Raw genomic sequence first — 25178 nt, forward strand, 5'->3', positions numbered from 1 at the left:
CCTGTGCATTTGCGCTGTTTTCTTAAAGCAAATGTCAAAATAGTTGAGTGAAGTCATGAGTCTATATGCAACCCAAGATGAAAAAAAACAAGCTGCGGCCAAAGCAGCCTTGAAACATTTGCCTAAAGGCGGCATTTTGGGCGTAGGAACAGGAAGTACCGTTAATTTTTTAATTGATTTATTGCCTGAATTGCAATTAGAAGCAGCAGTAGCAAGTTCAACTGCAACAGCTGAACGCCTAAAAAAACTAGGCATTGAAGTGGTCGACATGAATTCTGTCGGTGGTTTAGATGCTTATGTGGATGGTGCTGATGAAATTGACCGTCATATGCATATGATCAAAGGTGGTGGTGCGGCATTAACCCGTGAAAAAATTGTTGCCTCAATTGCAAAGAAATTTGTGTGTATTGTAGATGATTCAAAATGGGTAGATCAGTTAGGACGTGATTTCCCACTTCCTGTTGAAGTGATTCCGATGGCGCGTTCTGCCGTAGCCCGTAAGATTGTTGCCTTGGGTGGTGATCCTGTTTATCGCGAAGGTGTTGTAACCGATAATGGAAATGTGATTTTAGACGTATTTAATCTGAATATTCTAAATGCGATTGAGTTGGAAAAGACCATTAACGACATTCCAGGCGTTGTGACCAATGGTATCTTTGCATTAAATGCAGCAACCATTGCTGTTGTAGCAACTGACAGTGGTATCGAAGAGCGTACAGCACAATAATGCCATTAGTTTCATTAGAAACGCTGTTACCTGAAATTAAAGTTGTTCGACATGCAAGGGCAAGAAATTTGCGCTTGCGTGTTGAGCCAACAGGTATTCGCCTCACAGTTCCTTTGTTCTGTAGCAAACGACAGATTCAGCAGTTTCTGCATCAGTCTGAACAATGGTTGATAGAAACGTGGGGCAAACAACAACAGCAATTTAATCAAACGACGGCATTTCCTGAATCGTTGACATTGTTTCACCATGTGCAGCCTTTTAAAATTATTCAACAACAGCAACGACATATTTTTAAGTTTGATTTCGAGCGACAACAATTACTGATTCGGCATGAACAGTCCGAGCAGGCTTTACAAGCTGCTGTCATGGCTTATGCAAAACAGTTTTTACCTGAATATTTAGCTCAAGTAAGCCAGCAAATCAGTTTGTCTTACCAACAATGTAGTATCCGTAAGCCAAAGACGCGTTGGGGTAGTTGTAGTTCTAAACATGACATCATGTTACATGCTGCATTGGTGCTGATGCCAGAATATATTGTACGATCAGTCTGTGTACATGAGTTAGTACATACCAAACATTTTGATCATAGTGCTGCGTTTTGGAATGAAGTGAAAAAGCATGATACCAATTACCTTGAGCATCGAAAGCAATTGAAACAGACTCAATTGCCGAGTTGGTACTATAAAAAATAATAGAATATACGTTTTGTCTTAACCATTAAAAAAGCGATTGTTCTGAATAGTTAAACCTTTCCGAATACGTATAGCCTGTTTTAGGCTAGGTACATCATTTTGCCATTGTTTGAGTACCAAAATAATGGCAATGATTTCAGCACGTGTCAGAAGACCTAGCCAGAAAACAATCCAAAATAAAATTTGACTTTGGCCTGTAAGTGTCACTTGTACCAATAAGGCAAAGAGAAATAAGGTCCAAATTTTTGCACCAAGACTATGGGTGGCCACTTCTTTACGGAACTTAATAAAGCTAACCATATAAATCGCCACTTCAAATAAAATTAGAACCAGAATCGGCCAAATGTATTGTTTAAAAAAAATAGGTTGTTGTAAGTAAATTGATGCGATTGCACAAATAAAGAAGATTTGATCAATATTGGAGTCTAAGCGACGTAGTTTTTCATCTGACACGCCTAAATGTCTTGCAATGATGCCATCAAAGATATCACTCATTAGTCCGAGTGTTAAAAATACGACTGTATAAAGAGGATAAAAGCTAGGCCGTAATAGTGTTACTACGACAATTAGAAAGCCGAGCAGCAATCTGGAATAAACAAGAAGTGTAGGGATTTGATACTTAAGAGGCATTAAATATAAGATCGATGAGTTTATTAAAGCAGTATATCAGCCGAAGAAGAAAGCTAAGATTGAAATAACAGATTTAAAATAAAACAACAGCTTAGTTAAAGCTGTTGTTTTATTGGAATCGGCAAAATTATTTTGGATTTGGACATTAACGCTTTGGCTAAACATCAATGTTTTAATTTAGCTTGAACTATGAGAAATTGCACTGTAATTGAGTGGTCTGTAGCTGATCTGGCGCTTTACGATTGTCTAAACCAGCACTAGCACTTAACACTTGATTTTTCTTTACTTTTACTTGAATAAAGCTATATTGCAGTGTGCTATTATTTGGTTCAGTTGAGCTGCTGTTTAATAAGTATTCAGCATTGGCTTTATCTACCTGTAATAAATTATCAGTGCTATCGCCATCCAATTTTGAGCTAAAAGTTTGACCATCTTTAACGAGTTCTAACCAGCCATCACCACGAATATTGAGTTGGCAATTACCAGTTGAATCTTTATAGCTACCGATTAAATATTCAATTGAAGGCAAGCCAGCACTAACAATATTGATTCCTGTAATACCTTGTTTACATGGATAAAGAGAACCATTACATGTTTCAGTGGTATCTGCAAACCCGACAGCACGACGATAGTCACCAGCACCAATGACTCGGAAAGCATTAGCTGTATTATTTATAGGGCTATTTCCTGCATAGGACTTTTGCTGTAATAAGGCGTAACCCTGTGGATTTAAAGAAGCCTGACGATAGTTGTCCGCCAGTTGTAGTACCGCTTGCTTTAAAGAACTAGAGAAGGTATCTCTTGCATTCTTTTGATTTTCTGCAATAAATATCAAGTTATTTTTAGCTGAATCAACATTGTCTGGTGTCGGAATCACTAATGAAGTCAGTGTGCTTTGATCACCGCGTAATTTTTTTGCATCAAGATAACCGTCTTTTAAATCAACTGCTAAATTCTTGGTAAATTCAACAAAGCTATTGTTGGGGTAAAGATTTGCCCATTGCTGAATAAAACCGAAACTGAGATAAGTGTTGATGTATACATATGATGTTAACGTCGCATCTTGTGGTGAGAAAGCATTTAAAAGATAAGACGGGTTTAAATTCGGGATATCCAATTGATAGAATGCGCTTGTTAATGCTGAGTTCACATCTTCTGTTGCGAGATTTAATTGAGAAGCACTCACTTTTGTTGGGTTTATATTGCTATCCGTCGGCAGTCCTCCAGAGCGGACTAGGGCACGTTGATAGATTGCTTCTGAACTTGGATTGATATAAATCGTTTGCGTGAGACTACTGGTATTTACTTCTACAAGACTATGTAGAGTCATAGAAATATTTTGGTATTGGCCACTTTGAAAGTCAAAAACCAAAGAATTTGGGTTTGTTGATATCTCAATGCGGTATAAGCGTTCTTTATTTAAAACGCGTGGTAACGTGATGTTGACGTCAGAGGTTGTACTTAAATTTTGTTCCAGAACTAATGTATTATCAAAGTTATCGTAGATTCTAAGAACAACATCACGCATTTCAACTGCTGCTTTGACCTTGAAACTCTTCGGTTTTGGTTCTGATACTGTGGGTGTCGTTTCTACTTTCGCTTTACTTTCACCACTTCCACAACCAACTAATGCCGAACTAAGTAGAAGTGTACTAAGCCCTAAGCAAATATGATGATGTAGTCTTTGTTTTGACATCAAAGAAGGCATTCCAGCTCTCCAAAAAATTTTGCATCCATGAAATTTATTATTACCGCAATTTTTTTATTCTATTCGAATAGTGAAATGATTCAATAGTATTTCTTGACCAATGGTAGAATCAATCCAAATATAATGAGTTTATTTGTATTCTCTCATAAACTTTTGAGTGTTTAATCAAGATTGACAGTACTTTTATTTTGTTAAAAGTTAGGTACTTGAAGATTGTGTAAAATGGGTCAAACTGCCATACTATTTATCTAAATGAAAGCTTGAGGTGTCACGCGTGATTTCTGTTGGTATTGTTGGTGGAACTGGATACACTGGGGTTGAGCTATTACGTCTTTTATTAAGACATTCACAAGTTCAGGTTCGTATTCTCACTTCTCGTACAGAAGCAGGAAAGCGTGTTGCAGATATGTTCCCAAGTCTACGCGGGCATACAACACTCGAGTTTTCAGATCTGGATTTAGATCAATTAGCACAATGTGATGTTGTATTTTTTGCAACGCCACATGGTGTAGCGATGCAACATGCTGAAAAATTGATTGCTACAGGTACAAAAGTCATTGATCTTGCGGCTGATTTTCGCTTGCAGGATTTGGTTCAGTTTGAAAAATGGTATGGTATGCAACACAGTTGTCCTGCCATCTTAAAAGATTCTGTGTATGGTTTAACTGAGTTAAATCGTGAGAAGATCAAGCAAGCACAAGTGATTGGTAATCCTGGTTGTTATCCAACTACGGTACAATTAGGCTTAGCTCCATTACTTAAAAATCCAGACCAACTGATCCAAACACAAAGTATTATTGTGGATGCAAAGTCAGGGGTGTCTGGGGCGGGGCGTAAAGCAAGCCTAGGTATGATTTACAGTGAAAACGCTGATAATTTTAAAGCCTATGGTGTTGCTGGACATCGTCATCATCCCGAGATTGTTGAAGCGCTGGAAAATATTTCAGGACAAAAAGGGCAGTTTGATCAGCTTATTTTTGTGCCGCATCTTGTACCAATGATTCGTGGCATGTTGAGTACGATTTATGTTGACCTAACCGAACAAGGTCAGCAACTTGACTTACAAGCATTTTACGAAGATTTCTATAAAGATGAACGCTTTGTTGATGTCATGCCTACAAATAGTTCTCCAGAAACACGTAGTGTTCGCGGTGCGAACGAGCTTAGAATTGCACTCTACCGCCCACAAGCCAATAAATTGATTATCTTGGTTGCTCAAGACAACCTAGTCAAAGGCGCTGCAGGTCAGGCGATTCAAAATATGAACTTAATGTTTGGTTTTGATGAGGCTGCAGGCTTGGAAGGTATTGGTTTATTACCATAAAAAACGCTTTTTTACTTCACACACATTTAAATTTCGATTTTAATGTGTGCTTTGATGCAGATCATAACGATAGAGATGATGATGGAAAACGTTGAACCGACTACTTCACCAGACAGTTCCGTTGAAAAAAATAAATTCTTAAAAACGAATTTACCTTTGATTATTGGTGCTACTGTTCTTATCGGTAGCAGTTTTTTGCTTGGTTATACTGTCGGCCACCGTCAAGGTTTAACTGTGGTTGGTTATGATGCAGATGCTGAGCAATTGGTAGATGTGGTTCAGAAACAAAAGACTGCATTGGATTCGGTCAGCAAGAGTTTGAATGCTGCTGTTCAAGAGCGTGATATGGCTGTGGGTAATGCGGATGACTTATTCAAAGCAGTGAATCAAGCCAATGCGGATAAGACCCAATTTGAAGGGATGAATGCGATTTATCGTGATATTTTGAGACAACGTGGTGGTGTAAGCTTAACCATTCAAAATATGGCAATTAAATCTTTACCGGAAAATGCCTTTGAATATCAGATTGATCTTGTTCAAGTAAGCCCAAATAAACGCCGTGCTTCTGGTTCGGTTGAGTTGCGCTTAATTAAAGATACTGAAATCTTAGTTGTGCCTTTAGAAGATAAAAACTTCAATTTCGATGATTTTGAGCGCCTAACGGGGCGTTGGACAATGCCCAAAGGGTTTACGCCTCAATTCATTGAAGTGCGTTTAACAGGCGCTGGCACACCTGTAATTAAACGCTTTAGTTGGCAAAGAGGTAAACCGGTTGATGCAGGTTCTGCTTTCGTGTCGGAAATACCTCAAGCTGAAGCAAATGCTCAATAAATTTTAGATTAAGAACTCAATATGCGAAGATATAAACGTCAAATGAATTTAAGTGAAGTGAAAAATTCTTTTCATCAATCTGGGTTTGTCGATTGGCACTTGAATCCACGTTTAAGTGATTCGCAAGAGGATCATGAGGGTGAGGTGGTTGTACAAACAGCCCCTCCAGAATTAAAACGACCGCCGTTATATGCAGTTGTTTTAATGAACGATGATTACACGCCGATGGATTTTGTTATTGAAGTGCTACAAAGTTATTTTGGGTTAGACTTCGATCAGGCCAGTCAGGTGATGTTAACAGTTCATTATGAAGGTAAAGGCACTGCGGGTATTTATCCACGAGATATTGCTGAAACAAAAGCAAATCAGGTGAATAACTATGCCAGAGCTCAAGGTCATCCTTTGTTATGCCAAATCGAGCCTGAGCAGCGTTAATAAAAGCAACGCTCTTGCGGAATTTCATTCCTCATGCGCAAGACGAGCAACTACGTTGCGAGTAACATCGTTAAGAAAAGTAACGCTCTTGCACACCATAGTATGGCTCATAAATTACGAGTGAAAGCGTAAGAAAAGCTGCGGAATATCAACTTTGGGAAATCATATATTGCGAGTGGGTCTTGAAAAAGTAAGGCTATCTTTCGATATGTGATTTAAGCGGTAAATTAAGGCATATCTTGTTTTGTGCTAAAAACATGAAACAATATACTGTGTGTCAATATATTAAACTTATGAATGATTTGTTAGGCTTTAAGCAAGATCATGCAGTATTACAATTTTTCATAGGTTTAATATTGTTTTATAAATGAATAACAAATTCGCTGTCTTTTTGAACGATTAGATAAGTCTTACTCTCTTTGTAATTGAATTTTTACAACAATACTTTGTTTTGAATCTTGACCAAGATAGTCAACTAATGCTAACAGTAGATTATGAAGCAAAGAGACTTGTAGACGTATATCCAATCACGATTACAGAAGCTCAGCGGATCAAGTCAATAATTCGCTTTTTCATTAAAAGATTTTCTTTTTTTGATAGAGCCCAAGATATAAGGGGGTTACATGCTCAGTCGTCAATTAGAAGTATCGTTACGTTTGGCTGTTAGCATGGCTCGTCAAAAGAGACATGAGTTTCTGACAGTTGAACATTTGTTGCTTGCCTTGCTCGATAACGACTCCGCCGTAAATGCATTAAAAGCATGTGGTGCGGACATTGTTACCTTGCGTAAAGAATTAGAGGAATATGTAGAGCAACATACCCCAAAACTTGGTGATAATAGTGAACAGGCCCCTCATCCAACTGAGAGCTTTGATCGAATTTTGCAACGTGCAATTTTCCATGTTCAATCGAGCGGTGGTGACCGTACGGTTGAAGGTGCAGATGTTCTAGTTGCAATGTATTCAGAACGAGATTCTTTCGCGGTTTATTTACTTAAACGTCATCAAATTAACCGTTTAACTTTGACTCAATACCTATCTCATGGGACACGCAAAGATGAGATTCAGGTTGAAGAAGAAGTGGAAGATATTGAGGGTGAAAGTGCGGCTTCAGCAAATGCTGGACCACTTGAACAATATACGTTGAACTTAAATATCGAAGCACAAAAGGGTAAAACCGATCCTTTAATTGGTCGTGAAAAAGAAATTGAGCGTGCAGCACAAATTTTATGCCGTCGCCGTAAAAATAATCCGTTGCTCGTCGGTGATCCGGGTGTAGGTAAAACCTCGATTGCGGAAGGCTTGGCTTGGTTGATTGTCAATGGCAAAGCACCCAAACCACTTGCCAATGCTGAAGTTTATAGCTTAGACATCGGTGCATTGGTTGCAGGGACTAAATATCGTGGTGACTTTGAGAAGCGCTTAAAACAATTGTTGAATGCGTTGAAAAAGAATCCAAATGCAATTTTATTCATTGATGAGATTCATATGATCATTGGTGCAGGCTCAAGCATGGGCAGTACCATGGATGCATCGAATTTAATCAAACCAGCTTTGGCAAATGGCAGCCTACGTTGCATTGGTTCAACAACTTTCCAAGAATATCGTCAAGTATTCGAGAAAGACCATGCTTTATCGCGTCGCTTCCAAAAAATTGACGTGAATGAACCAAGCATCAATGAAACAATTGAAATTTTACGTGGCTTGAAAAACAAGTTCGAAGATTTCCACCATGTTGAATATGATGATAAAGCATTAGTTGCTGCTGTTGAGTTGTCAGCTAAATTTATCAATGATCGTTTCTTGCCAGACAAAGCGATTGATGTGATTGATGAGGCTGGCGCGCAACGCCGCTTGAAAGCAGAAGTGGATGGCACAACGATCTCAGTTGAGAATATCGAAGATATCGTTTCTAAGATTGCACGTATTCCACCGAAAACTGTTTCTAAAGATGACAAGTCTGTACTTGAGAATTTGGAACGTGATCTTAAACGTGTGGTATTCGGTCAGGATGAGGCGATTACAGCGCTTGCATCAGCGATCAAATTATCTCGTGCAGGCTTAAAAGCACCAGATAAACCAGTGGGTAGTTTTGTCTTTGCTGGTCCAACAGGTGTGGGTAAAACCGAGGTCACTAAACAACTGGCTAAATTGCTAGGCGTAGAGCTGGTTCGTTTCGATATGTCTGAGTATATGGAGCGTCATGCGGTTTCTCGCTTGATTGGTGCGCCTCCAGGTTATGTTGGATATGATCAAGGTGGTTTGCTGACCGATGCGATCCATAAAAATCCACATTGTGTCCTGTTGCTTGACGAGATTGAAAAAGCGCATCCAGATGTATTTAACTTGTTATTGCAAGTAATGGATCATGGTGCTTTGACTGACAACAATGGTCGTAAATCTGACTTCAGAAATGTGATTATTGTGCTTACCACCAATATTGGTGCAGAGAGTATTGTTCGTGCAAGTATTGGTTTCACTGAGCAAGATCACAGCGCAGATAACCAAGATGCAATGAAACGCGCATTCTCTCCTGAATTCCGTAACCGTTTGGATGGTGTGATTCAATTTAAAGCACTTCCGACGACAATCATTGATTCAGTGGTAGACAAATTCTTAACCGAATTGCAAGCACAGCTCGACGAGAAACAAGTAGTTCTCGATGTTGATCAAAGTGCTCGTGACTGGTTATCTGCTAATGGTTATGACCGCCTCATGGGTGCTCGTCCGATGCAACGTCTGATTCAAGAACATTTGAAAAAGCCGCTTGCTGAGATGATTTTATTTGGTGAGCTTGCAGAGCATGGTGGCAATGTTGCAGTTTCTGTGAAAACAGAAAATGGCAAAGACGTCGGCTTAAAATTGGAAGTGTTTGAAGATCATATTAACCCGAGTGCTGAACCTGCTTAATGTTTGAATTGTCTTTCTCAATAACCCAAGTACTTAAAGTATTTGGGTTATTTTTCGTTACGGCGATTGCTGAAATTCTAGGTTGTTATTTTCCTTATCTTATTTTGAATCAAGGAAAATCACATTGGTTGTGGATTCCTACTGCATTAAGTTTAGCGGTCTTTGTTTGGTTACTGACATTGCATCCTGCAGCATCAGGTCGTATTTATGCGGCTTATGGTGGTATCTATATTTTTACTGCTTTATTGTGGCTGCGCTATGTTGATCAAGTGATGCTGACACGTTGGGATATTCTAGGTGGTCTTGTGGTTTTGTGTGGGGCTGGCTTAATCATTTTGCAGCCGCAAGGATTGGTGCGGTAAATTATTTATAGATTGAATTAGAATGGAAAAAAGCGAGATTTTCTTTGGTGAAATTAAAGTTGGTGATTTCATATTGAATGAAACTGATTTTCCAAATATTTTTGGGACTATTGAGTGTTCAGAAATCATTGACCCAGTGCTAAAGCAAAAGTTAATGAATTACATTGCTTTTTGGGTTGAAGTTGAAAAAATTGGAACGGATGATGATTTTGGTGATTGTTGGTTGACTTATATTGAACAGCATGAAATTGAGCATTTGAATTTAATTGACTCTGATCAATGGCGCTTGATTAAACCAGATGGAGTGATTTTTTCGATTACGGCACCTGTTTTTCATACAGAAAATCAAATTTCATTCAGATAGTTCTTGTCCAAATTTTTATTAGGGCTAAGAGCAATGCATAACCCTCAAGTGTGCTATACAAACTCAAGACAGAATGATATAGGCACAAAGAGGCTACATTTACGGCCTGTTATGAAAATCAGGCCGACAGAATACTGCTACGATTGATAATGATTTTTATTTTCATTGTTACAATCGAGTGTGTTCATGGAATCCTTAGTTTTCAACAGAAAATTATTTTCTCCCAGAATTTTAGTATCAGCGATTTCCTTGGTAATTGGTTCAGATGTGTGGGCAGCCGACACTGCCAATACATTGCCTACAATAACGGTTAAAGCGGAAAACAATCGTGATCGTTATACTGTTCAATCGAGCCGTAGTTCAGCCAAACTTGATTTAAATTTAAAAGATACTCCACAGAGCTTAACTGTGTTTACTCAACAACAAATAGAGGATCAAAATTTAACAGATATCAGCAAAGTTTTAGAGGAAACACCTGGGGTAAGTAAAAGTCAGCATGGACAAGAAGGCGCTGGCTTTTCAGATTATTATGCTCGTGGTTTTAAGATTAATAATTTTATGCGAGATGGTATTCCAACCAGTGCGGCATCTTTTGGTGGAACTTATAACATTGGTATGGAAGACACGGCTATTTATGACCGTATCGAAATTCTAAAAGGTGTATCAGGTTTGCTTGGCGGTTCTGGTAATCCGAGTGCAAGTATTAACTATGTACGCAAACGCGCGACCGAAGATACACAAGGTTCCATTAAAGTTCAGGCGGGTAGCTGGGAACGATATCGTAGTCAGTTTGATGTATCGGGTGGATTGAACGCAGATAAAACGCTTAAAGGGCGATTGATTGCGGCACATTCGTCAGGAGGTAATCAGCAAGATCGTTATCATAAAGATTCAACCTTACTCTATGGTACGGTAGATTATGATCTCAGTGATCAGACGACATTAACAACCGTACTAAGTTTGCAACAAAATAAAATCTATAATGCTGCACAACATGGTTTTCCATTTGTGAGTGGAGATGGTTTGAAGCAGACGACCTTTGGACCAAGAGATAATCCAGCAACTCACAACTCAAATCTTGCGGTAAATAATCTATATGCATTATTGGGTGTAGAGCATCAATTTAATTCAAATTGGAAAGGGGTGATTAACTATAGTTATTCCAAAACGGACAGCGATCAAATTAGAAACATAGCAGGCTATACTTTAAATTATCAAGATGAAAAGGGTATCGTGAATGGTACTGACTGGGAGGGTAACCCGATTATCTTAAAGCCCAGGGAAATGAGTGTTCATGGCAGTAAGTTTATCAATACACCTGAAGTTCATGCAATTGATAGTTTTGTTTCAGGGCAGTTTCAAGCACTTGGTCGCGAGCATGAATTAAGTTTTGGGATCAATGGATACAAAGTAAATGCCAATGATCCTGCTTATAAAGTCTGGCAATTTTCATCTAGACCGATCCAAAACTACCATGGTGATGTGGGAGACTATATCAACTTGACGCCTATTGGGCGGACGATATCCGATGAATATCAGATTGGTGGATTTGCCTCGGCCAAACTACAGTTAGCAGATCCAGTAAAACTGATTTTAGGCTCACGTTTGAGTACTTGGGAACGCAAAAATACAGGTACTGAACAAAAACAAAGTAACATCTATACCCCTTATGTGGGTTTGATTTTAGATATGAACGATCAGATCTCTGCCTATGCAAGTTATACCTCTATTTTTAATCCATCTACTCGAAAAAATGTTACAGGCCAATTCTTAGACCCAGAAGAGGGAAATAGTGCAGAAATAGGCTTAAAAGCAGAATTCTTTAATCAACGCTTAAATACCAGCCTTGCTTACTTCGAAACCAAGCAAGATAATTTTGCTGTTCGGGATGGTGAAAAGTTTACGACCGATGGTGATTTTGCTTATATTGCAGTGAATGGCGCTAAGGTAAAGGGTGTGGAGTTATCGATTGCTGGTGAATTGAGTCCTGATTGGCATATTTCTGCTGGATATACTTACACAGATGCAAAAGATCGTGATGGAAAAACCTTAACAACAGCTACAGGAAGTTCACTTCCACGGCAGACTCTGAAATTGTTCACAAATTATCAATGGGATAAATTGACATTAGGGGCTGGGGTGAATTGGCAAAGTGAAATTTTTGATACACGTGCACGCGGCGTAGCAACTCAGTTTAATCGACAAGATGACTATGTTCTCTTGAACCTAATGGGGAGATATCAGATCAATCCAGATCTCAGTCTTGCGATCAATGTTGATAATGTCGGAAATACCATTTATAAAAGAACGGCAATCAATACTTGGGGGGAGCTACGTAATTTTATGGCAACTCTGAACTATAAGTTTTGATACGAGTGCTTAAATTATAAAATAATCAGATCGCTTTAGATGAATGTTGGGTTCAGGCATGAACATGGTTTTGCCATGCCTGAATTTGAAAATAAAAAACTATACCAAGATATAAGTTGCTGTCATTCCGCATGCTTCAACAAAAGTTTTGTCATGCGACACCAGTATCACAGCACCGTTAAAAGAATGAATTGCTTGAGCCAGTAATTCACGAGATTCGATATCGAGATGATTTTCGGGTTCATCTAAAAATAACAGTTCAACTGCTTGTTGCTTTAAGGCAAGCAAAGCCACTTTTAAGCGTTCACCGCCACTTAGGCTGGAGATGGGCATAAGTGCTTTATCTCTTCGAATTTGAAGGTTACCTAATAAAGTTCGCCCTTGTTGTTCCGTTAGTCCGGGATCAATATGTTGTAAATATTCAAGTGCTGAAATAGTGTCATCAAGTAGCGAAAGCCTCTGGTCAAGATAAATAGAAGTTACTTTGCAATACACTTCACCTGTAAGTGGTGGGATTAAACCTTGAAGGGTTTTTAATAAGCTTGATTTGCCAGTTCCATTTGCACCACGTAAATGCAATTTTTCCCCAGCCATAATTGCAAGATCAATGGGTTTTGTCTTCGCATAAGGGAGTTGTAATTGATGACAACGTAAGATTTCTCCTGACTTTCTGGCTATATGTGCAAATTCGAAAGATTGTGTTTTGAGATGTTCCAGTTGAGTTTGCTTCTGTTGCAATTCGTCTTTTGCATCTGCAAGCTGCTTACTCTGTTGTTTGCGAAGATGTGAGAGAGATTGTTCTGATTGCTCTTTTTTAGCATCCAGTAGAATGGGAGCTTGTGAACCAGAAGCCCTTAACTTTTCACCTGTTTTTTGACGTTTTTGGGCTTTCATCTGACTTTGATGTTGCTGCTCTTTCAGCTGTTTTAATTCACGTTTTTCTTGCTGTACTGCGTGTGATAATGCGTCGACGTGTAACTGATACTGCTGATGATATAGCGCATAATTGCCACCATAATAATGTAGTCCCAGCTGATTTAAGGAAAAAATCCCCTGTACGTGAGACAGTAGTTGCCGATCGTGGCTAATGATGAGTCCACCTGTAGGATGTTGAGACATTTGCTCAATCAACCATTCTCGTCCCCGTGTATCTAAGTGATTACTCGGTTCATCCAGTAATAGATAATGATCTTTGAGTAGAAATAGGCGACACAGTGCGAGTTTGGTTTTTTGGCCTTCACTCAAATATTGAATAGGTGTATCAAGATCTATCGGTAAATCCGCACTTTGCAAAAGTTGTTGCCATTCTGTTGGTAAATGCCACAGATGTTCGACTTGGTCATAATCGGCAAAAGCTGCAGTACCGTGCTGGATCCGTTCGAAGCATTGGTATAAATCCTCAATATGCAAGGCTTGAGCGATTGTATCTGCTTGTACACGCTGAAGTTGAGCCAGATATTGATGCGGACACTGCCATGAGATTTGGCCTGAATAAGGGAGCTTGAATTTTGTCTGTTCATGCAGAAGAGACATCAATAGTGATTTCCCTTGGCCATTGCATCCAATCAATCCTGTGAATTGATGTAATGGAAGTTGAAAGCAAAGCGAGTCGAAGTGTATTCGCTGTGCGAATTCAAGGGATAAGTTGGAAACAATACATGCCTGTTGAGTCATAAGAAACCTCATAAACAGGATATGCAAAATAGAGAGATCGAGATAAGTTTTAGAATAAAGCAGCGCTAAACGATAGCTAAGTCTATTTTGCACATCAAAAAGAAAAATGAACTTTGATGATGGAAATAGAACTTACTTCATTGGCGTGATCTCAAATTGGTTTATTTTTACACTATTCTATGGGGGAAGTGATGAAAGGTCAAATTTTAAGATTTTGAAGAGATGATTAAAAAAACATAAAAAGTGCTTGTCAAATGCTGAAATAGTGCGTAATTTAATAGTTAGACACCGTTTTTTAGATATTTGAAATAAATATGTTAAAGCATACTGTAAACACCAACGCATACTTTTACTTTTGGCAATATTGATCGTTGCCTGATGCGTTTCGGGCAGCAAAAAGGTTGCCCAACCAGTTAATACCTGATCGGCAACACCGATCAGGTTTTTTTATGCTTTAACAATCATGATTTTAGGAGAAATACCATGTATACATTTAATTATTCATATTTTAGCAAGATTTCTTGGTTTTACTTTGCAAAAAAATCAACATCGCTTAGATCACACTTGCTCAAATAAATGATAGGACTGCGAAGAAGGTCAGTCCAAAGGAATTGAAAAATGAATGCTTTAAATACTGCTTTGACACAACCACAAACACATACAAAAGAATCAATGCTTAGCTTGCCATCACAACTCAAAGCGCAGTATCCCTTGTCTGCCACTTTAGCGCAGCAAATTTCAAAACATCGTCAAACGATTCAGAATATTTTATCTGGACATGATCATCGCTTAATGGTGATTACTGGTCCTTGCTCGATTCATGATCCTATCGCAGTACTTGAATATGCTGATCGCCTACAACTATTACAAGAACAGGTTAAAGATCAAATATTCTTGGTGATGCGTGCATATATTGAAAAACCGCGTACCACGGTGGGTTGGAAAGGTTTCTTATATGATCCAAATTTAGATGGATCATCAGACTTACAACTCGGTTTAGAAAAATCTCGTCAGCTTTACTTGCAGCTAATCGAGAAAGGTTTGCCAATCGCAAGTGAGATTTTAAGCCCAATGGCAACAGGTTATTTTGATGACCTATTGGCTTGGGGCGCAATTGGTGCGCGGACTAGTGAGTCGCAAATTCATCGTGAAATTGCCAGCCATATGCCATACAGCATTGGCTTCAAAAACGGTACCGATGGTTCGATTCAAATTGCGTTGGATGCGATTCAATCAGCACTGCATGGTCATCAATTCTTGGGAATGACTCAGCAAGGTTTGCCTGCGATTTTACATAGTGAAGGTAATCCATTACCGCATTTAATTTTACGTGGTTCAAATCAGGGTACCAACTATGATTTGGCTTCGATTCAAGCGATGCATTTCAAACATAAACAATTACCTGCACTGGTAATTGATTGTAGTCATGGTAATAGCGGTAAAGATCCACTACTACAACCACAGGTTTTACAGCAAATTATTGCAGAGCGTGCTGAATCGAAAGTGCGTGGTGTAATGATTGAAAGTCATCTGGTTGATGGTAATCAAAAAATTTCCTGCGATATGACTTATGGCCAGTCGGTTACGGATGGTTGCCTAGGTTGGGATAAAACAGCACAAGTGTTGTTGGATGTTGCTGAGAAAATGCGACATAAAAAATAAACCAGACATAAAAAAGCCAATCTCAATTGATTGGCTTTTTTCTTTACGGTCGACTTAAGCTGCTTGGGTCGATTGAGCCGCAAGGAAGTGGCCAATCTCTTGGCTGAATTTTCTTGGTTCAGTAATCAGTGGTGTATGTCCAGAACGTTCAAAATAAATCGCTGTAGCATTGCTTAGACTTTCAGCAATCAATGTTTGGCCAGTTTCTGGGTAAAGGGTAGATTCACGACCAATAAAGAAAGTGGTTGGGCAATTCAGTTGACTGATGGCTTCACGATAGTCTTCATTATGATTAAGATAATTTTCGACATACCACAGTAAATAGTCTAAACGCTGAATTGGCAGTAAGTATTTTTGCAGGAATGGGCGGTTTAGAGCGAGCTTGAAAATTTTAGGGCTATAGTTGTTGCTGCCTTGCAGTTCAATGAAATCACCCCACAAGCTGACCAGCTTATAGCGGATATCATCGGGTAAGTCCTCTAGTTTCTGAGCATGTTTATAGTCGAGTAATAGCGTTTGAATCTCAAGCAATAAACTTTTAAATTGAGGATGCTTTGGACCAAACAATCCGTATTGCCAAGAATCATCAACTGCAATTTTAGGGGTTTGATCAATATGCAGATAGGCTTTGAGTTTCTCAGCTAAGCCACCATGCTTCATACCATGCATAGCTGTAGTTGCACCCATGGAATAACCCATCAGGATGAATTGATCGAGCTTTAATTGTTGGATCAGCGAGTCTACATCATTCCAATGACTTGAGATCGCATCGAGCTCTGGAATTGCACAATTTTTTGAACCGCCGAAACCACGCCAATCGGGAATGATAAATTCATATTGTTTACGATTGGCAAATAAGAAAGGGAGCCATTGCCAGCTTTGCATGCCCAGTCCGGATAAGACGAGCACAGGTTCGCCTTCGCCAACGCGTCGCACAAATAATTTTTCTTGATCGGGCATGCTATAGAACGGCATTATTTTTCTCCACTATTGTTGGCTTCTTCAAACTTTTTCAGTTGAGGAATCATTTGTTCCAACCATTTTATCCATTCATTTTCTTTAATGATACCGAGTTCTAGAATCATCTTATGGATAAACAAAACGCGATTGGTTGGTTGGTTATCTTTAAAATCTTTATCATGAATAGCTTGATAAAGGCTTAATTTTTCCTTATGCAATACTAAGTGACGCTCTAATTCGGGCAAAATATTATTGCCACCGAGTTGAGCTTCAGCTCTTAATCTAACCATGAGATCATCACGGAGTTGAGCAGGTTCACTTTGTTGTTCAATCCATGATGCCAGTTGTATCCTTCCAAGTTGTTCAACTTGATAAGTTTTTTTACGGCTGTTGGCAGCTTGTTCTTCTAATGTAGAAATCCATCCTTTTTTCAGCATCCCGTTGAGTTCACGATAAATCTGCTGATGAGTCGCATTCCAAAAGAAGCCCATTGAACGGTCAAAGCGACGAGCCAAGTCAAAACCTGTACTTGGTTTTTCCAATAAGCTGGTCAGTAAAACATGGGCGAGTGACATGATGTTCCATAATAAAAAATGACTCATCAGAATTATGCAATATGTTGCATAAAAATCAAATCTTGTTTATAACTTTATGCAACAAGTTGCATTAGCTAGCAGAGTGCGAGCCAAAGGAGAAACCATGTCAGCTTATCCACATTTATTAAAGCCACTTGATTTAGGCTTTACCACCTTAAAAAACCGTGTCTTGATGGGGTCTATGCATGTTGGCTTAGAAGAGGCGCATCAAGGTTATGAACGTATGGCTGCATTCTATGCAGAACGTGCCAAAGGTGATGTTGGATTAATCGTCACAGGTGGTATTGCTCCAAACGATGCAGGTCTTACCTTTGCACATGCATCTAAGCTAGATAGCATCGCAGAAGCAGAAAAACATAAAGTGATCACCCAAGCGGTACATGATGCGGGTGGTAAAATCGCGATGCAGATTTTGCATACAGGACGCTATTCTTATCAGCCTGAGATCGTTGCACCTTCTGCGATTCAGGCACCGATTAATCCAATTAAACCTAAAGCATTAAGTTCAGCTGAAGTACAGCAAACCATTGATGACTTTGCTAACTGCGCCAAGCTGGCACAATATGCGGGCTATGATGGTGTCGAAATCATGGGCTCGGAAGGTTATTTAATTAATGAGTTTATTGCGGCACGTACCAATCATCGTGATGATGAATGGGGTGGTAGCTATGAAAATCGTATCCGTTTCCCGATTGAAATTGTAAAGCGTACCCGTGATTTAGTCGGCGAAAACTTTATTATTATTTATCGCTTATCGATGCTGGATTTGGTTGAAGGTGGTTCAAGCTTAGAAGAAGTCATCCAACTGGCGAAAGCAATTGAAAAAGCTGGCGCAACCATTATCAATACAGGGATTGGTTGGCATGAAGCACGTATTCCAACCATTGCAACTAAAGTACCGCGCGCTGCATTTACATGGGTGACTGAAAAACTGAAAGGTCAAGTTTCAATCCCATTGATTACCTCGAACCGTATTAATACCCCTGAAATGGCAGAACATGTATTGGCTTCTGGTCATGCAGATATGGTGTCTATGGCACGCCCAATGCTGGCCGATCCTGAGTTTGTATTAAAAGCCAGTGAAGGTCGTAGCGATGAAATCAATACTTGTATTGGTTGTAACCAAGCTTGTTTAGACCATATTTTCTCAATGAAAATTGCCACCTGTTTAGTCAATCCACGCGCTTGTTACGAAACTGAGCTGATCTTTAAAGAAGCCAATGCGGTTAAAAATATTGCGGTGATTGGTGCGGGTCCAGCAGGTTTGAGCTTTGCAGTATATGCAGCAAGTCGTGGGCATAAAGTTAAGGTCTTTGATGCAAGCAATCAAATCGGTGGTCAGTTCAATATTGCCAAGACCATTCCAGGTAAAGAAGAATTCTACGAAACTTTACGCTACTTCAAACGTCAAATTGAATTGCAGCCGAATATTGAGTTGGTACTGAACCACACAGCGACTTATGAAGAACTTAGCCAAACTGACTATGATGATATCGTGGTTGCAACTGGCGTGACGCCGCGTCAGTTGCAATTTGAAGGGATCGATCATCCAAAAGTATTGAGCTATATCCAAGTGTTGAAAGAGCGAGTATCTGTAGGCAAGCGTGTTGCCATTATTGGTGCAGGTGGTATTGGCTTTGATACGGCAGAATATTTAACCCATGAAGGTGATAGTGGCAGCTTAAATCCTGAAAAATTCTATGCAGAATGGGGGATCGATACTTCTTACGAGCATGTAGGTGGCTTAAAACCGGCTGAGTTAGAAAAGTCTGAACGTGAGATTTACTTATTACAACGTAAGAGTGCATCTGTTGGTGCTGGTCTGGGTAAAACCACAGGCTGGATTCATCGTACAGGCTTAAAACATCGTGATGTAAAAATGATTGCCGGCGCAAGCTACGACAAGGTGGATGATCAAGGTTTGCATATTACCGTTGATGGTCAAAGTCGTGTGCTTGAAGTCGATAATGTGGTGATTTGTGCAGGCCAAGAGTCGTATACCGCAATGTTTGATCAGCTTAAAGCGGACGGTAAAAGTGTTCACTTGATTGGTGGCGCCAAAGAAGCGGGTGAGTTGGATGCTAAACGAGCAATTCGCCAAGGTGCTGAGTTAGCAGCAACATTGTAAACATGCTCGGGAGCATTTCTATTGAGGAAGTGCTCCCGACTTATCCATTAAATCTCAAGGGAGAATAACAATGACATTGGAAACAACAAAACAAGCTTTAGAAAACTGGCATCAGATGATTAAAACAGGTGACCTATCCAACTTAAATGATTTGCTGGCCGATGATGTTGTGTTTCGTTCGCCTGTTGCCTATAACCCTTATGAAGGGAAACACGTGGTTTTCTTTATTTTGACGAATGTGATTCAGGTGTTTGAAAACTTTACCTATCACCGTGAATTTTATACTGAAGATGGTGAAAATGTGGTGTTGGAATTTAGCGCCAATGTCAGCGGGAAATCACTTAAAGGCATTGATATGATTCGCTTTAATGAACAAGGCAAAATCATTGATTTTGAAGTGATGATTCGCCCGATGAGTGGTTTGGCCGCATTAGCAGAAAAAATGGGTGCACGCTTTGCCAAGTATCAACCGAATTAATGCCTGTAAAATAGCCTAAGTAATATTAAGAGAATTAAAATGTGGTTAAAGCTTTCAACTTTTGCATTACTGCCTGTATTAGTCGTACAGGGTATGAAAGTTCGTAACAATACACCACGTCTTTGGGAAGCAAGTGGCGACCGCCACGGTATCGTGGGTCAGGGTCAGCCACTTTCTTTACTCATTCTTGGCGATTCGGCAGCGGCGGGTGTTGGTGTTGAAACCCAACAACAGGCTTTATCTGGGGCGATTATTGCTGAGTTGCAGAATGAATATCAGTTGCAATGGAAATTGCATGCTAAAACAGGCGATACCACTCAACAGGTTTTTCAAGCAGTACAACAGTTAGATCAGCAGTGCTATGATGTTGTTATCACTTCAATTGGTGTGAATGATGTGACTAAACTGACCTCTGCAAAATCTTGGCTCAAACAACAAAAACAGCTATTCACTTATATACAGAATCAGTTTCAACCTAAACTCATTATTGTATCCGGTGTACCACCAATGCAGCATTTTCCGGCTTTACCTAATCCTTTGGCTTGGCTGTTTGGAAAATATGCGGAACAAATGAATCAGGCATTACAGCAATGGTTGGCACCACAATCTCAATTTCGATTTATTCAATATGATATTGAAGCTTTTCAAGCAATGGATTTGCCGATGGCAAGCGATGGTTTTCATCCAAGCAAAGAAATCTATGCCATCTGGGGACAACAGGTCGCAACTTTGGTGCGACAAACATTTACTCATGCGTAGATAGAGGCGGTTATTGAATATGGGTATATCTGCTTTAGATAAAATCAAAGTGTTAGGTTCAGAGCTTCTTGATTCAGTGCTCGGTGCTGAGCAACCCAAAATGTACTATGACCCGAAAGGGAAAATTAAAGATGTTTTGGAAAAATTACCGCAGTTAAAGCAAAAATATCGTCCTACGCCTTGGCTGAGTAATACACATCTACATTTATTGTATTTTGATGTGATTCGTAAGAAAACCATTAAACTTGAATATGACCGTGTTGATCGTTTGATCATGCAGGATGGAGGGATTACCGCCGTTGCGTGGTATGGATATGACCTACCAGTAGAAACACCAACTGTTGTAATTATGCATACCATTACAGGGACACCTGAAAGTATGCGCGAACTGGTCAAAGATTTGCATGAGTATAATGGTTGGCGAATTGCACTTTGTTTGCGCCGTGGCCATGCAGGACTGCCAATGCCAGTGCCTCGTATTTCATTGTTTGGTTCAACCAGTGATCTGAAAGAACAACTTGCGCATATTCAAAACCTGTTTCCACAATCCGATTTATATGCAGTTGGTTCCTCAGCTGGTACGGGGCTTTTGGTCCGCTATTTAGGCGAGCAAGGGGTGGATACGCCATTCAAAGCTGCTTTTGCAATGTGCCCTGGTTATAACACTGAAATCGGTTTTAAAAATGTGCATCCGTTTTATAGCAAAATGATGACCAAGAAGTTATTTAAATACTTCATTTATCCTTATCAGAATACATGGAATCAAATTGCATCTGTAGAAAAAGTGCTGACGACCACAAGCTTGGAAGAGTTTGAAAAAGAATATTTTGAAATGGCAGGATTTCAGGATTATCAGAGTTATTGCCAAGCGATTAATCCAATCTATGTCTTCGAAAATGTCAAAATTCCATTGATGATTCTCAATGCCGAAGATGATCCAGTTTGTTCAATTAAAAACTTAGAACCTTATAAAGATGCCATTCAGCAAATGGACAATATTGCAGTTGTAACCACCAAAAAGGGAAGTCATTGTGGTTTCTATGAAAGTTTAACGGTGAAGTCTTGGGCCTCCCGTTTGATGGCGGACTTTTTTAAAAATTACTAATCTATAGACACAAAAAAGCCAGTTGAAAGCAACTGGCTTTTTACTTTTCACGAATGAATTAGTTATTTAAAGCAGGTGTTGCAGCAGCGATTGCGGCAGCGACAGCGTCATCTTCACTTTGAGCTGGTGCTGATGGTTTTGCAGTTTTCACAGGTTGTTCTGCTTTAGGCTGTTCTGTCTTTGCTGGTTTGTGTTCAGCTTTTACAGGTTTCGGCTCTTCTGCGCGTGGAGCTTCAGTTGGTGTTTGTGTTGCAGCAGGCGTTTCTGTTTGAGCCGGACGAGTCTCACGACGAATCTCGGTCGTTGTATTTGGTGTTTCTTCACGCGTTGTTTCTACAACCGGTGCTGGAGCTTGGTGTTTATCGACACTTTCTAAAGACTCGAACTCTTGGATTTTTTCAGGCTCGGGCTGGGTTTGAGTCTCAGTTGCGGTCTGTTCTTGCTGCTCTTCGTTTTTTGGTTCTTCTTTTTTCACACAAGCAGTTAATAAAAGACCAGTCGCAAGTGCTGCACAAATTAAAAGTTTTTTATTCGCCATTGCTAAAACAACATATTAAATAAGGACAGCAGCAATTATAACAGTAAATCTATGTGAAGAAATCCCTGTGAATTGTTGAGTTTGTTTATATTTTATAAATGCTTGCAATTAAACAGACGAGCAGCAAAGAATTTAAAAGTGATGAATGCAAGATTTTAGGTATCGCTTTAATTGATTTTGGCCTGTTAAACGTAATTTATGGATGAAAAATCCACAAAACCCGTAAATTTTTATCGAAAATGCTGATAGAATAGCCAGTTGTTTATAGTTCTTTGAATTGATGCGGTTTGACTTTGCTTTATAGGGGCAGAGTACAGTAAAATTGCCCAACATTGTAGGCCGATTTCGGCTCGATTGTACGAGAAACTCAATGACCCATTTTATTTTTGTCACTGGTGGTGTGGTTTCATCACTAGGTAAAGGTATTTCTGCTGCTTCTGTTGCTGCACTTTTGGAAGCTCGTGGCTTAAAAGTCACTATGGTAAAAATGGATCCATACATTAATGTCGATCCAGGTACCATGAGCCCATTTCAGCACGGTGAAGTTTTCGTCACAGAGGATGGTGCTGAAACTGACTTAGATTTGGGATATTACGAACGTTTCTTACGTCGTGCGAAAATGACCAAACTGAATAACTTTACCAGTGGGCGCGTATATCAAGACGTTTTAAATAAAGAACGTCGTGGTGACTACTTAGGTGGTACGGTTCAAGTTATTCCACATATTACAGACAACATTAAAGAACGTGTACTTCGCGCAGGTGAAGGTTACGACGTTGCAATCGTTGAGATTGGCGGTACAGTTGGTGATATCGAATCACTTCCATTTATGGAATCAGTACGTCAATTGATGGTAGAGCTTGGTCATAAACGTACCATGCTTATGCATTTAACTTTGTTGCCATATATCAAATCTGCGGCTGAGCTCAAAACCAAGCCAACTCAACACTCAGTGAAAGAGCTTCTTTCAATTGGTATTCAGCCAGATATTTTAATCTGCCGTACTGAATATGATGTCGATGTTGATACTAAACGTAAAATTGCATTGTTCACAAATGTGGAAGCGCGTGCCGTTGTGGTATGTAAAGATGCGAAAACGATTTATCAAATTCCACGTACATTCTATGAGCAAAACGTTGATGACTTGATCTGTGAGCGTTTTGGCTTTAATGAGCTTCCAGAAGCAAACCTTGAAGATTGGGACAATGTCGTTGAAGCATTACTCAACCCTGAATACACAGTTCGTGTTGCAATGGTCGGTAAATATGTAGAGCTTCCAGATGCTTATAAATCTGTGAATGAAGCACTTTTACATGCAGGGATTCAAAACCTTGTTAAAGTCCAGATTGATTATGTCAATGCTGAAGAGCTTGAACAGCAAGATATTAGTGTTTTAAGTACTGCTGATGCGATCTTGGTACCAGGTGGTTTTGGTGAGCGCGGTACTGAAGGCAAAATGAAAGCCATTCAATATGCACGTGAAAACAAGATTCCATTCCTTGGTATTTGTTTAGGGATGCAATTGGCTGTGATTGAATATGCGCGTAACGTTGCAGCGATGCCAGAAGCAAGTTCAACAGAATTTAACCGTTCAACCAAATATCCATTGATTGGTTTAATTACTGAATGGTTAGATGAACGTGGTGAATTACAGCAACGTAGTCTTGAGTCTGACTTGGGTGGCACAATGCGTTTAGGTGCTCAAAAATCAGAACTGGTTGAAGGCACGAAGACACGTGAAGTCTATGGTAAAGCTGAAATTACTGAGCGTCATCGTCATCGCTATGAAATGAATGATCGTTTTATTCCTGCACTTGAACAAGCAGGGATGAAAATTTCGGGTTATTCATCAGTACAACATTTAGTTGAAACTGTAGAAATTCCTGAACATCCTTGGTTTATTGCTGTACAATTCCACCCGGAATTTACAAGTTCACCACGTGATGGACATCCATTATTTGCTAGCTTCATCGAAGCTGCAAAAAAACAGCATCAAAAGTAAGTACTAAGTTTTAAATAAACTGGGAAAGTTTAAATGTCACAATTAAAACCACAAGAAGTTGTACGTTTAGGCGATATACAAATGGCAAATCATTTGCCATTTGTATTATTTGGCGGAATGAACGTACTGGAATCAAGAGATTTAGCATTTGAAATTGCTGAAACTTATGTTGATATTTGCAAACGCCTAGACATTCCTTATGTATTCAAGGCAAGCTTTGATAAAGCAAACCGTTCAAGCCTAAACTCTTATCGTGGACCGGGTTTGGAAAAAGGGATTGAATGGCTTGCTGACATTAAAAAGCATTTTAATGTGCCCATTATCACTGACGTTCATGAGCCTTACCAAGCAGCACCTGTTGCTGAAGTTGCTGATATCATCCAACTTCCTGCCTTTTTAAGTCGTCAGACTGATCTCGTTGAAGCAATGGCGAAAACTCAAGCCATTATCAATATCAAAAAAGCACAATTCTTAGCACCACATGAAATGCGTCATATCTTGCATAAGTGTTTGGAAGCTGGAAATGACAAACTCATTCTTTGTGAGCGTGGTTCAGCATTTGGTTATAACAACTTGGTTGTTGATATGCTAGGCTTCGATACCATGAAAGAAATGAATGTGCCGGTATTCTTTGATGTTACCCATGCATTGCAAACACCAGGTGGACGCGCTGATTCTGCTGGTGGTCGTCGTGCCCAAATCACGACATTAGCGCGTGCGGGTATGGCAACAGGATTGGCTGGTTTATTCTTGGAAGCACATCCAGAGCCAGAAATCGCAAAATGTGATGGACCATGTGCATTGCGTTTATCTCAGCTTGAGCCATTCTTGGCGCAATTAAAAGAATTGGATACTTTGGTTAAAGGATTCAAAAAGTTAGACACCCATTGATGCAATTATTTGCATCTTGTTTTTCATTCAACA

At 39.5% G+C, this 25178-nt stretch carries 22 protein-coding genes and 1 pseudogene; 17 read left to right on the plus strand and 6 right to left on the minus strand.

All coding sequences use genetic code 11. The annotated features are described in order from the left end of the window. Window positions 1-55 precede the first annotated feature (55 nt). The gene (gene rpiA, locus B2727_RS12205) at window positions 56-727 is read left to right on the plus strand and encodes a ribose-5-phosphate isomerase RpiA (RefSeq protein WP_004806773.1); all 672 of its coding nucleotides are present in this window, start codon (window positions 56-58) and stop codon (window positions 725-727) included. Then, window positions 727-1419, plus strand: coding sequence for a M48 family metallopeptidase (locus tag B2727_RS12210; protein WP_033132883.1), 693 nt, complete (start codon window positions 727-729; stop codon window positions 1417-1419). Before rpiA ends, B2727_RS12210 begins: the two co-directional genes overlap by 1 nt. Window positions 1420-1437: 18 nt before the next feature. Here B2727_RS12210 and B2727_RS12215 read toward each other — a convergent pair whose 3' ends face one another. Both B2727_RS12215 and B2727_RS12220 read right to left on the minus strand, forming a co-directional pair. Next, window positions 1438-2049 (minus strand): CDP-alcohol phosphatidyltransferase family protein, encoded by a 612-nt coding sequence (locus tag B2727_RS12215; RefSeq protein ID WP_033132882.1) that lies wholly within the window; start codon window positions 2047-2049, stop codon window positions 1438-1440. 187 nt (window positions 2050-2236) lie between these two features. Further along, on the minus strand, window positions 2237-3757 hold the full coding sequence (locus B2727_RS12220) for a hypothetical protein (protein ID WP_241345084.1): 1521 nt from the start codon (window positions 3755-3757) through the stop codon (window positions 2237-2239). Window positions 3758-4031: 274 nt separating this feature from the next. Between B2727_RS12220 and argC the strand changes: the two genes are divergently transcribed. From argC to B2727_RS12260, 8 genes and pseudogenes are all read left to right on the plus strand, one after another. Next, window positions 4032-5081 (plus strand): N-acetyl-gamma-glutamyl-phosphate reductase, encoded by a 1050-nt coding sequence (gene argC / locus B2727_RS12225; RefSeq protein ID WP_033132904.1) that lies wholly within the window; start codon window positions 4032-4034, stop codon window positions 5079-5081. Between the two features lie 81 nt (window positions 5082-5162). Next, window positions 5163-5912 (plus strand): DUF6776 family protein, encoded by a 750-nt coding sequence (locus B2727_RS12230; protein WP_004806783.1) that lies wholly within the window; start codon window positions 5163-5165, stop codon window positions 5910-5912. 21 nt (window positions 5913-5933) lie between these two features. Next, window positions 5934-6347 carry an ATP-dependent Clp protease adapter ClpS gene (gene clpS, locus B2727_RS12235; RefSeq protein WP_004806784.1) on the plus strand — a complete coding sequence of 138 codons (414 nt, stop codon included), beginning with the start codon at window positions 5934-5936 and terminating at the stop codon, window positions 6345-6347. Between the two features lie 418 nt (window positions 6348-6765). Then, a pseudogene (locus tag B2727_RS20040) lies at window positions 6766-6926 on the plus strand (ATP-dependent Clp protease adaptor ClpS); the annotation flags it as partial. Window positions 6927-6970: 44 nt separating this feature from the next. Next, window positions 6971-9256 (plus strand): ATP-dependent Clp protease ATP-binding subunit ClpA, encoded by a 2286-nt coding sequence (gene clpA / locus B2727_RS12245; RefSeq protein ID WP_004806787.1) that lies wholly within the window; start codon window positions 6971-6973, stop codon window positions 9254-9256. Next, window positions 9256-9618 (plus strand): YnfA family protein, encoded by a 363-nt coding sequence (locus B2727_RS12250; RefSeq protein WP_005204046.1) that lies wholly within the window; start codon window positions 9256-9258, stop codon window positions 9616-9618. The genes clpA and B2727_RS12250 overlap by 1 nt, the downstream gene beginning before the upstream one ends. 73 nt (window positions 9619-9691) lie before the next feature. After that, entirely contained in the window at window positions 9692-9982 is a 291-nt protein-coding gene (locus tag B2727_RS12255) for a hypothetical protein (RefSeq protein ID WP_227505269.1), read from the plus strand. A gap of 186 nt (window positions 9983-10168) precedes the next feature. Continuing rightward, complete coding sequence (locus tag B2727_RS12260) at window positions 10169-12352, plus strand: TonB-dependent siderophore receptor (protein WP_033132880.1); 2184 nt, start codon at window positions 10169-10171, stop codon at window positions 12350-12352. A gap of 99 nt (window positions 12353-12451) precedes the next feature. On the opposite strand, the gene B2727_RS12265 is transcribed toward B2727_RS12260, so the two are convergent. Beyond that, a complete protein-coding gene (locus B2727_RS12265; RefSeq protein ID WP_033132879.1) occupies window positions 12452-14026 on the minus strand; it encodes an ATP-binding cassette domain-containing protein in 1575 nt (524 codons plus the stop codon). A 618-nt stretch (window positions 14027-14644) separates the two neighbouring features. On the opposite strand from B2727_RS12265, the gene B2727_RS12270 reads away from it, so the two are divergent. After that, entirely contained in the window at window positions 14645-15688 is a 1044-nt protein-coding gene (locus tag B2727_RS12270) for a 3-deoxy-7-phosphoheptulonate synthase (protein WP_033132878.1), read from the plus strand. A 54-nt stretch (window positions 15689-15742) separates the two neighbouring features. Here B2727_RS12270 and B2727_RS12275 read toward each other — a convergent pair whose 3' ends face one another. Together B2727_RS12275 and B2727_RS12280 are read right to left on the minus strand one after the other, a co-directional pair. Continuing rightward, entirely contained in the window at window positions 15743-16663 is a 921-nt protein-coding gene (locus tag B2727_RS12275; RefSeq protein ID WP_033132877.1) for an alpha/beta fold hydrolase, read from the minus strand. Further along, window positions 16663-17223: a PadR family transcriptional regulator gene (locus B2727_RS12280; RefSeq protein WP_005313568.1), complete on the minus strand. Its 561-nt coding sequence runs from the start codon at window positions 17221-17223 to the stop codon at window positions 16663-16665. Before B2727_RS12280 ends, B2727_RS12275 begins: the two co-directional genes overlap by 1 nt. 124 nt (window positions 17224-17347) lie before the next feature. On the opposite strand from B2727_RS12280, the gene B2727_RS12285 reads away from it, so the two are divergent. From B2727_RS12285 to B2727_RS12300, 4 genes are all read left to right on the plus strand, one after another. Further along, on the plus strand, window positions 17348-19372 hold the full coding sequence (locus B2727_RS12285; protein ID WP_033132876.1) for an NADPH-dependent 2,4-dienoyl-CoA reductase: 2025 nt from the start codon (window positions 17348-17350) through the stop codon (window positions 19370-19372). Between the two features lie 70 nt (window positions 19373-19442). Next, on the plus strand, window positions 19443-19850 hold the full coding sequence (locus B2727_RS12290) for a nuclear transport factor 2 family protein (RefSeq protein ID WP_004806805.1): 408 nt from the start codon (window positions 19443-19445) through the stop codon (window positions 19848-19850). Window positions 19851-19889: 39 nt separating this feature from the next. Further along, the gene (locus B2727_RS12295; protein WP_033132875.1) at window positions 19890-20609 is read left to right on the plus strand and encodes an SGNH/GDSL hydrolase family protein; all 720 of its coding nucleotides are present in this window, start codon (window positions 19890-19892) and stop codon (window positions 20607-20609) included. A 19-nt stretch (window positions 20610-20628) separates the two neighbouring features. Beyond that, window positions 20629-21714 (plus strand): YheT family hydrolase, encoded by a 1086-nt coding sequence (locus B2727_RS12300; protein ID WP_033132874.1) that lies wholly within the window; start codon window positions 20629-20631, stop codon window positions 21712-21714. Window positions 21715-21772: 58 nt separating this feature from the next. Here B2727_RS12300 and B2727_RS12305 read toward each other — a convergent pair whose 3' ends face one another. Next, a complete protein-coding gene (locus B2727_RS12305; RefSeq protein WP_033132873.1) occupies window positions 21773-22252 on the minus strand; it encodes a hypothetical protein in 480 nt (159 codons plus the stop codon). A gap of 370 nt (window positions 22253-22622) precedes the next feature. Between B2727_RS12305 and B2727_RS12310 the strand changes: the two genes are divergently transcribed. Then, window positions 22623-24254, plus strand: a complete 1632-nt coding sequence (locus B2727_RS12310) for a CTP synthase (protein ID WP_033132872.1) — start codon at window positions 22623-22625, stop codon at window positions 24252-24254. A gap of 33 nt (window positions 24255-24287) precedes the next feature. Beyond that, window positions 24288-25145: a 3-deoxy-8-phosphooctulonate synthase gene (kdsA, locus tag B2727_RS12315; protein WP_005204020.1), complete on the plus strand. Its 858-nt coding sequence runs from the start codon at window positions 24288-24290 to the stop codon at window positions 25143-25145. Window positions 25146-25178: the final 33 nt, after the last annotated feature.

This window comes from Acinetobacter sp. UBA991 (genome assembly GCF_002292065.1).
GTDB lineage: Bacteria > Pseudomonadota > Gammaproteobacteria > Pseudomonadales > Moraxellaceae > Acinetobacter > Acinetobacter higginsii.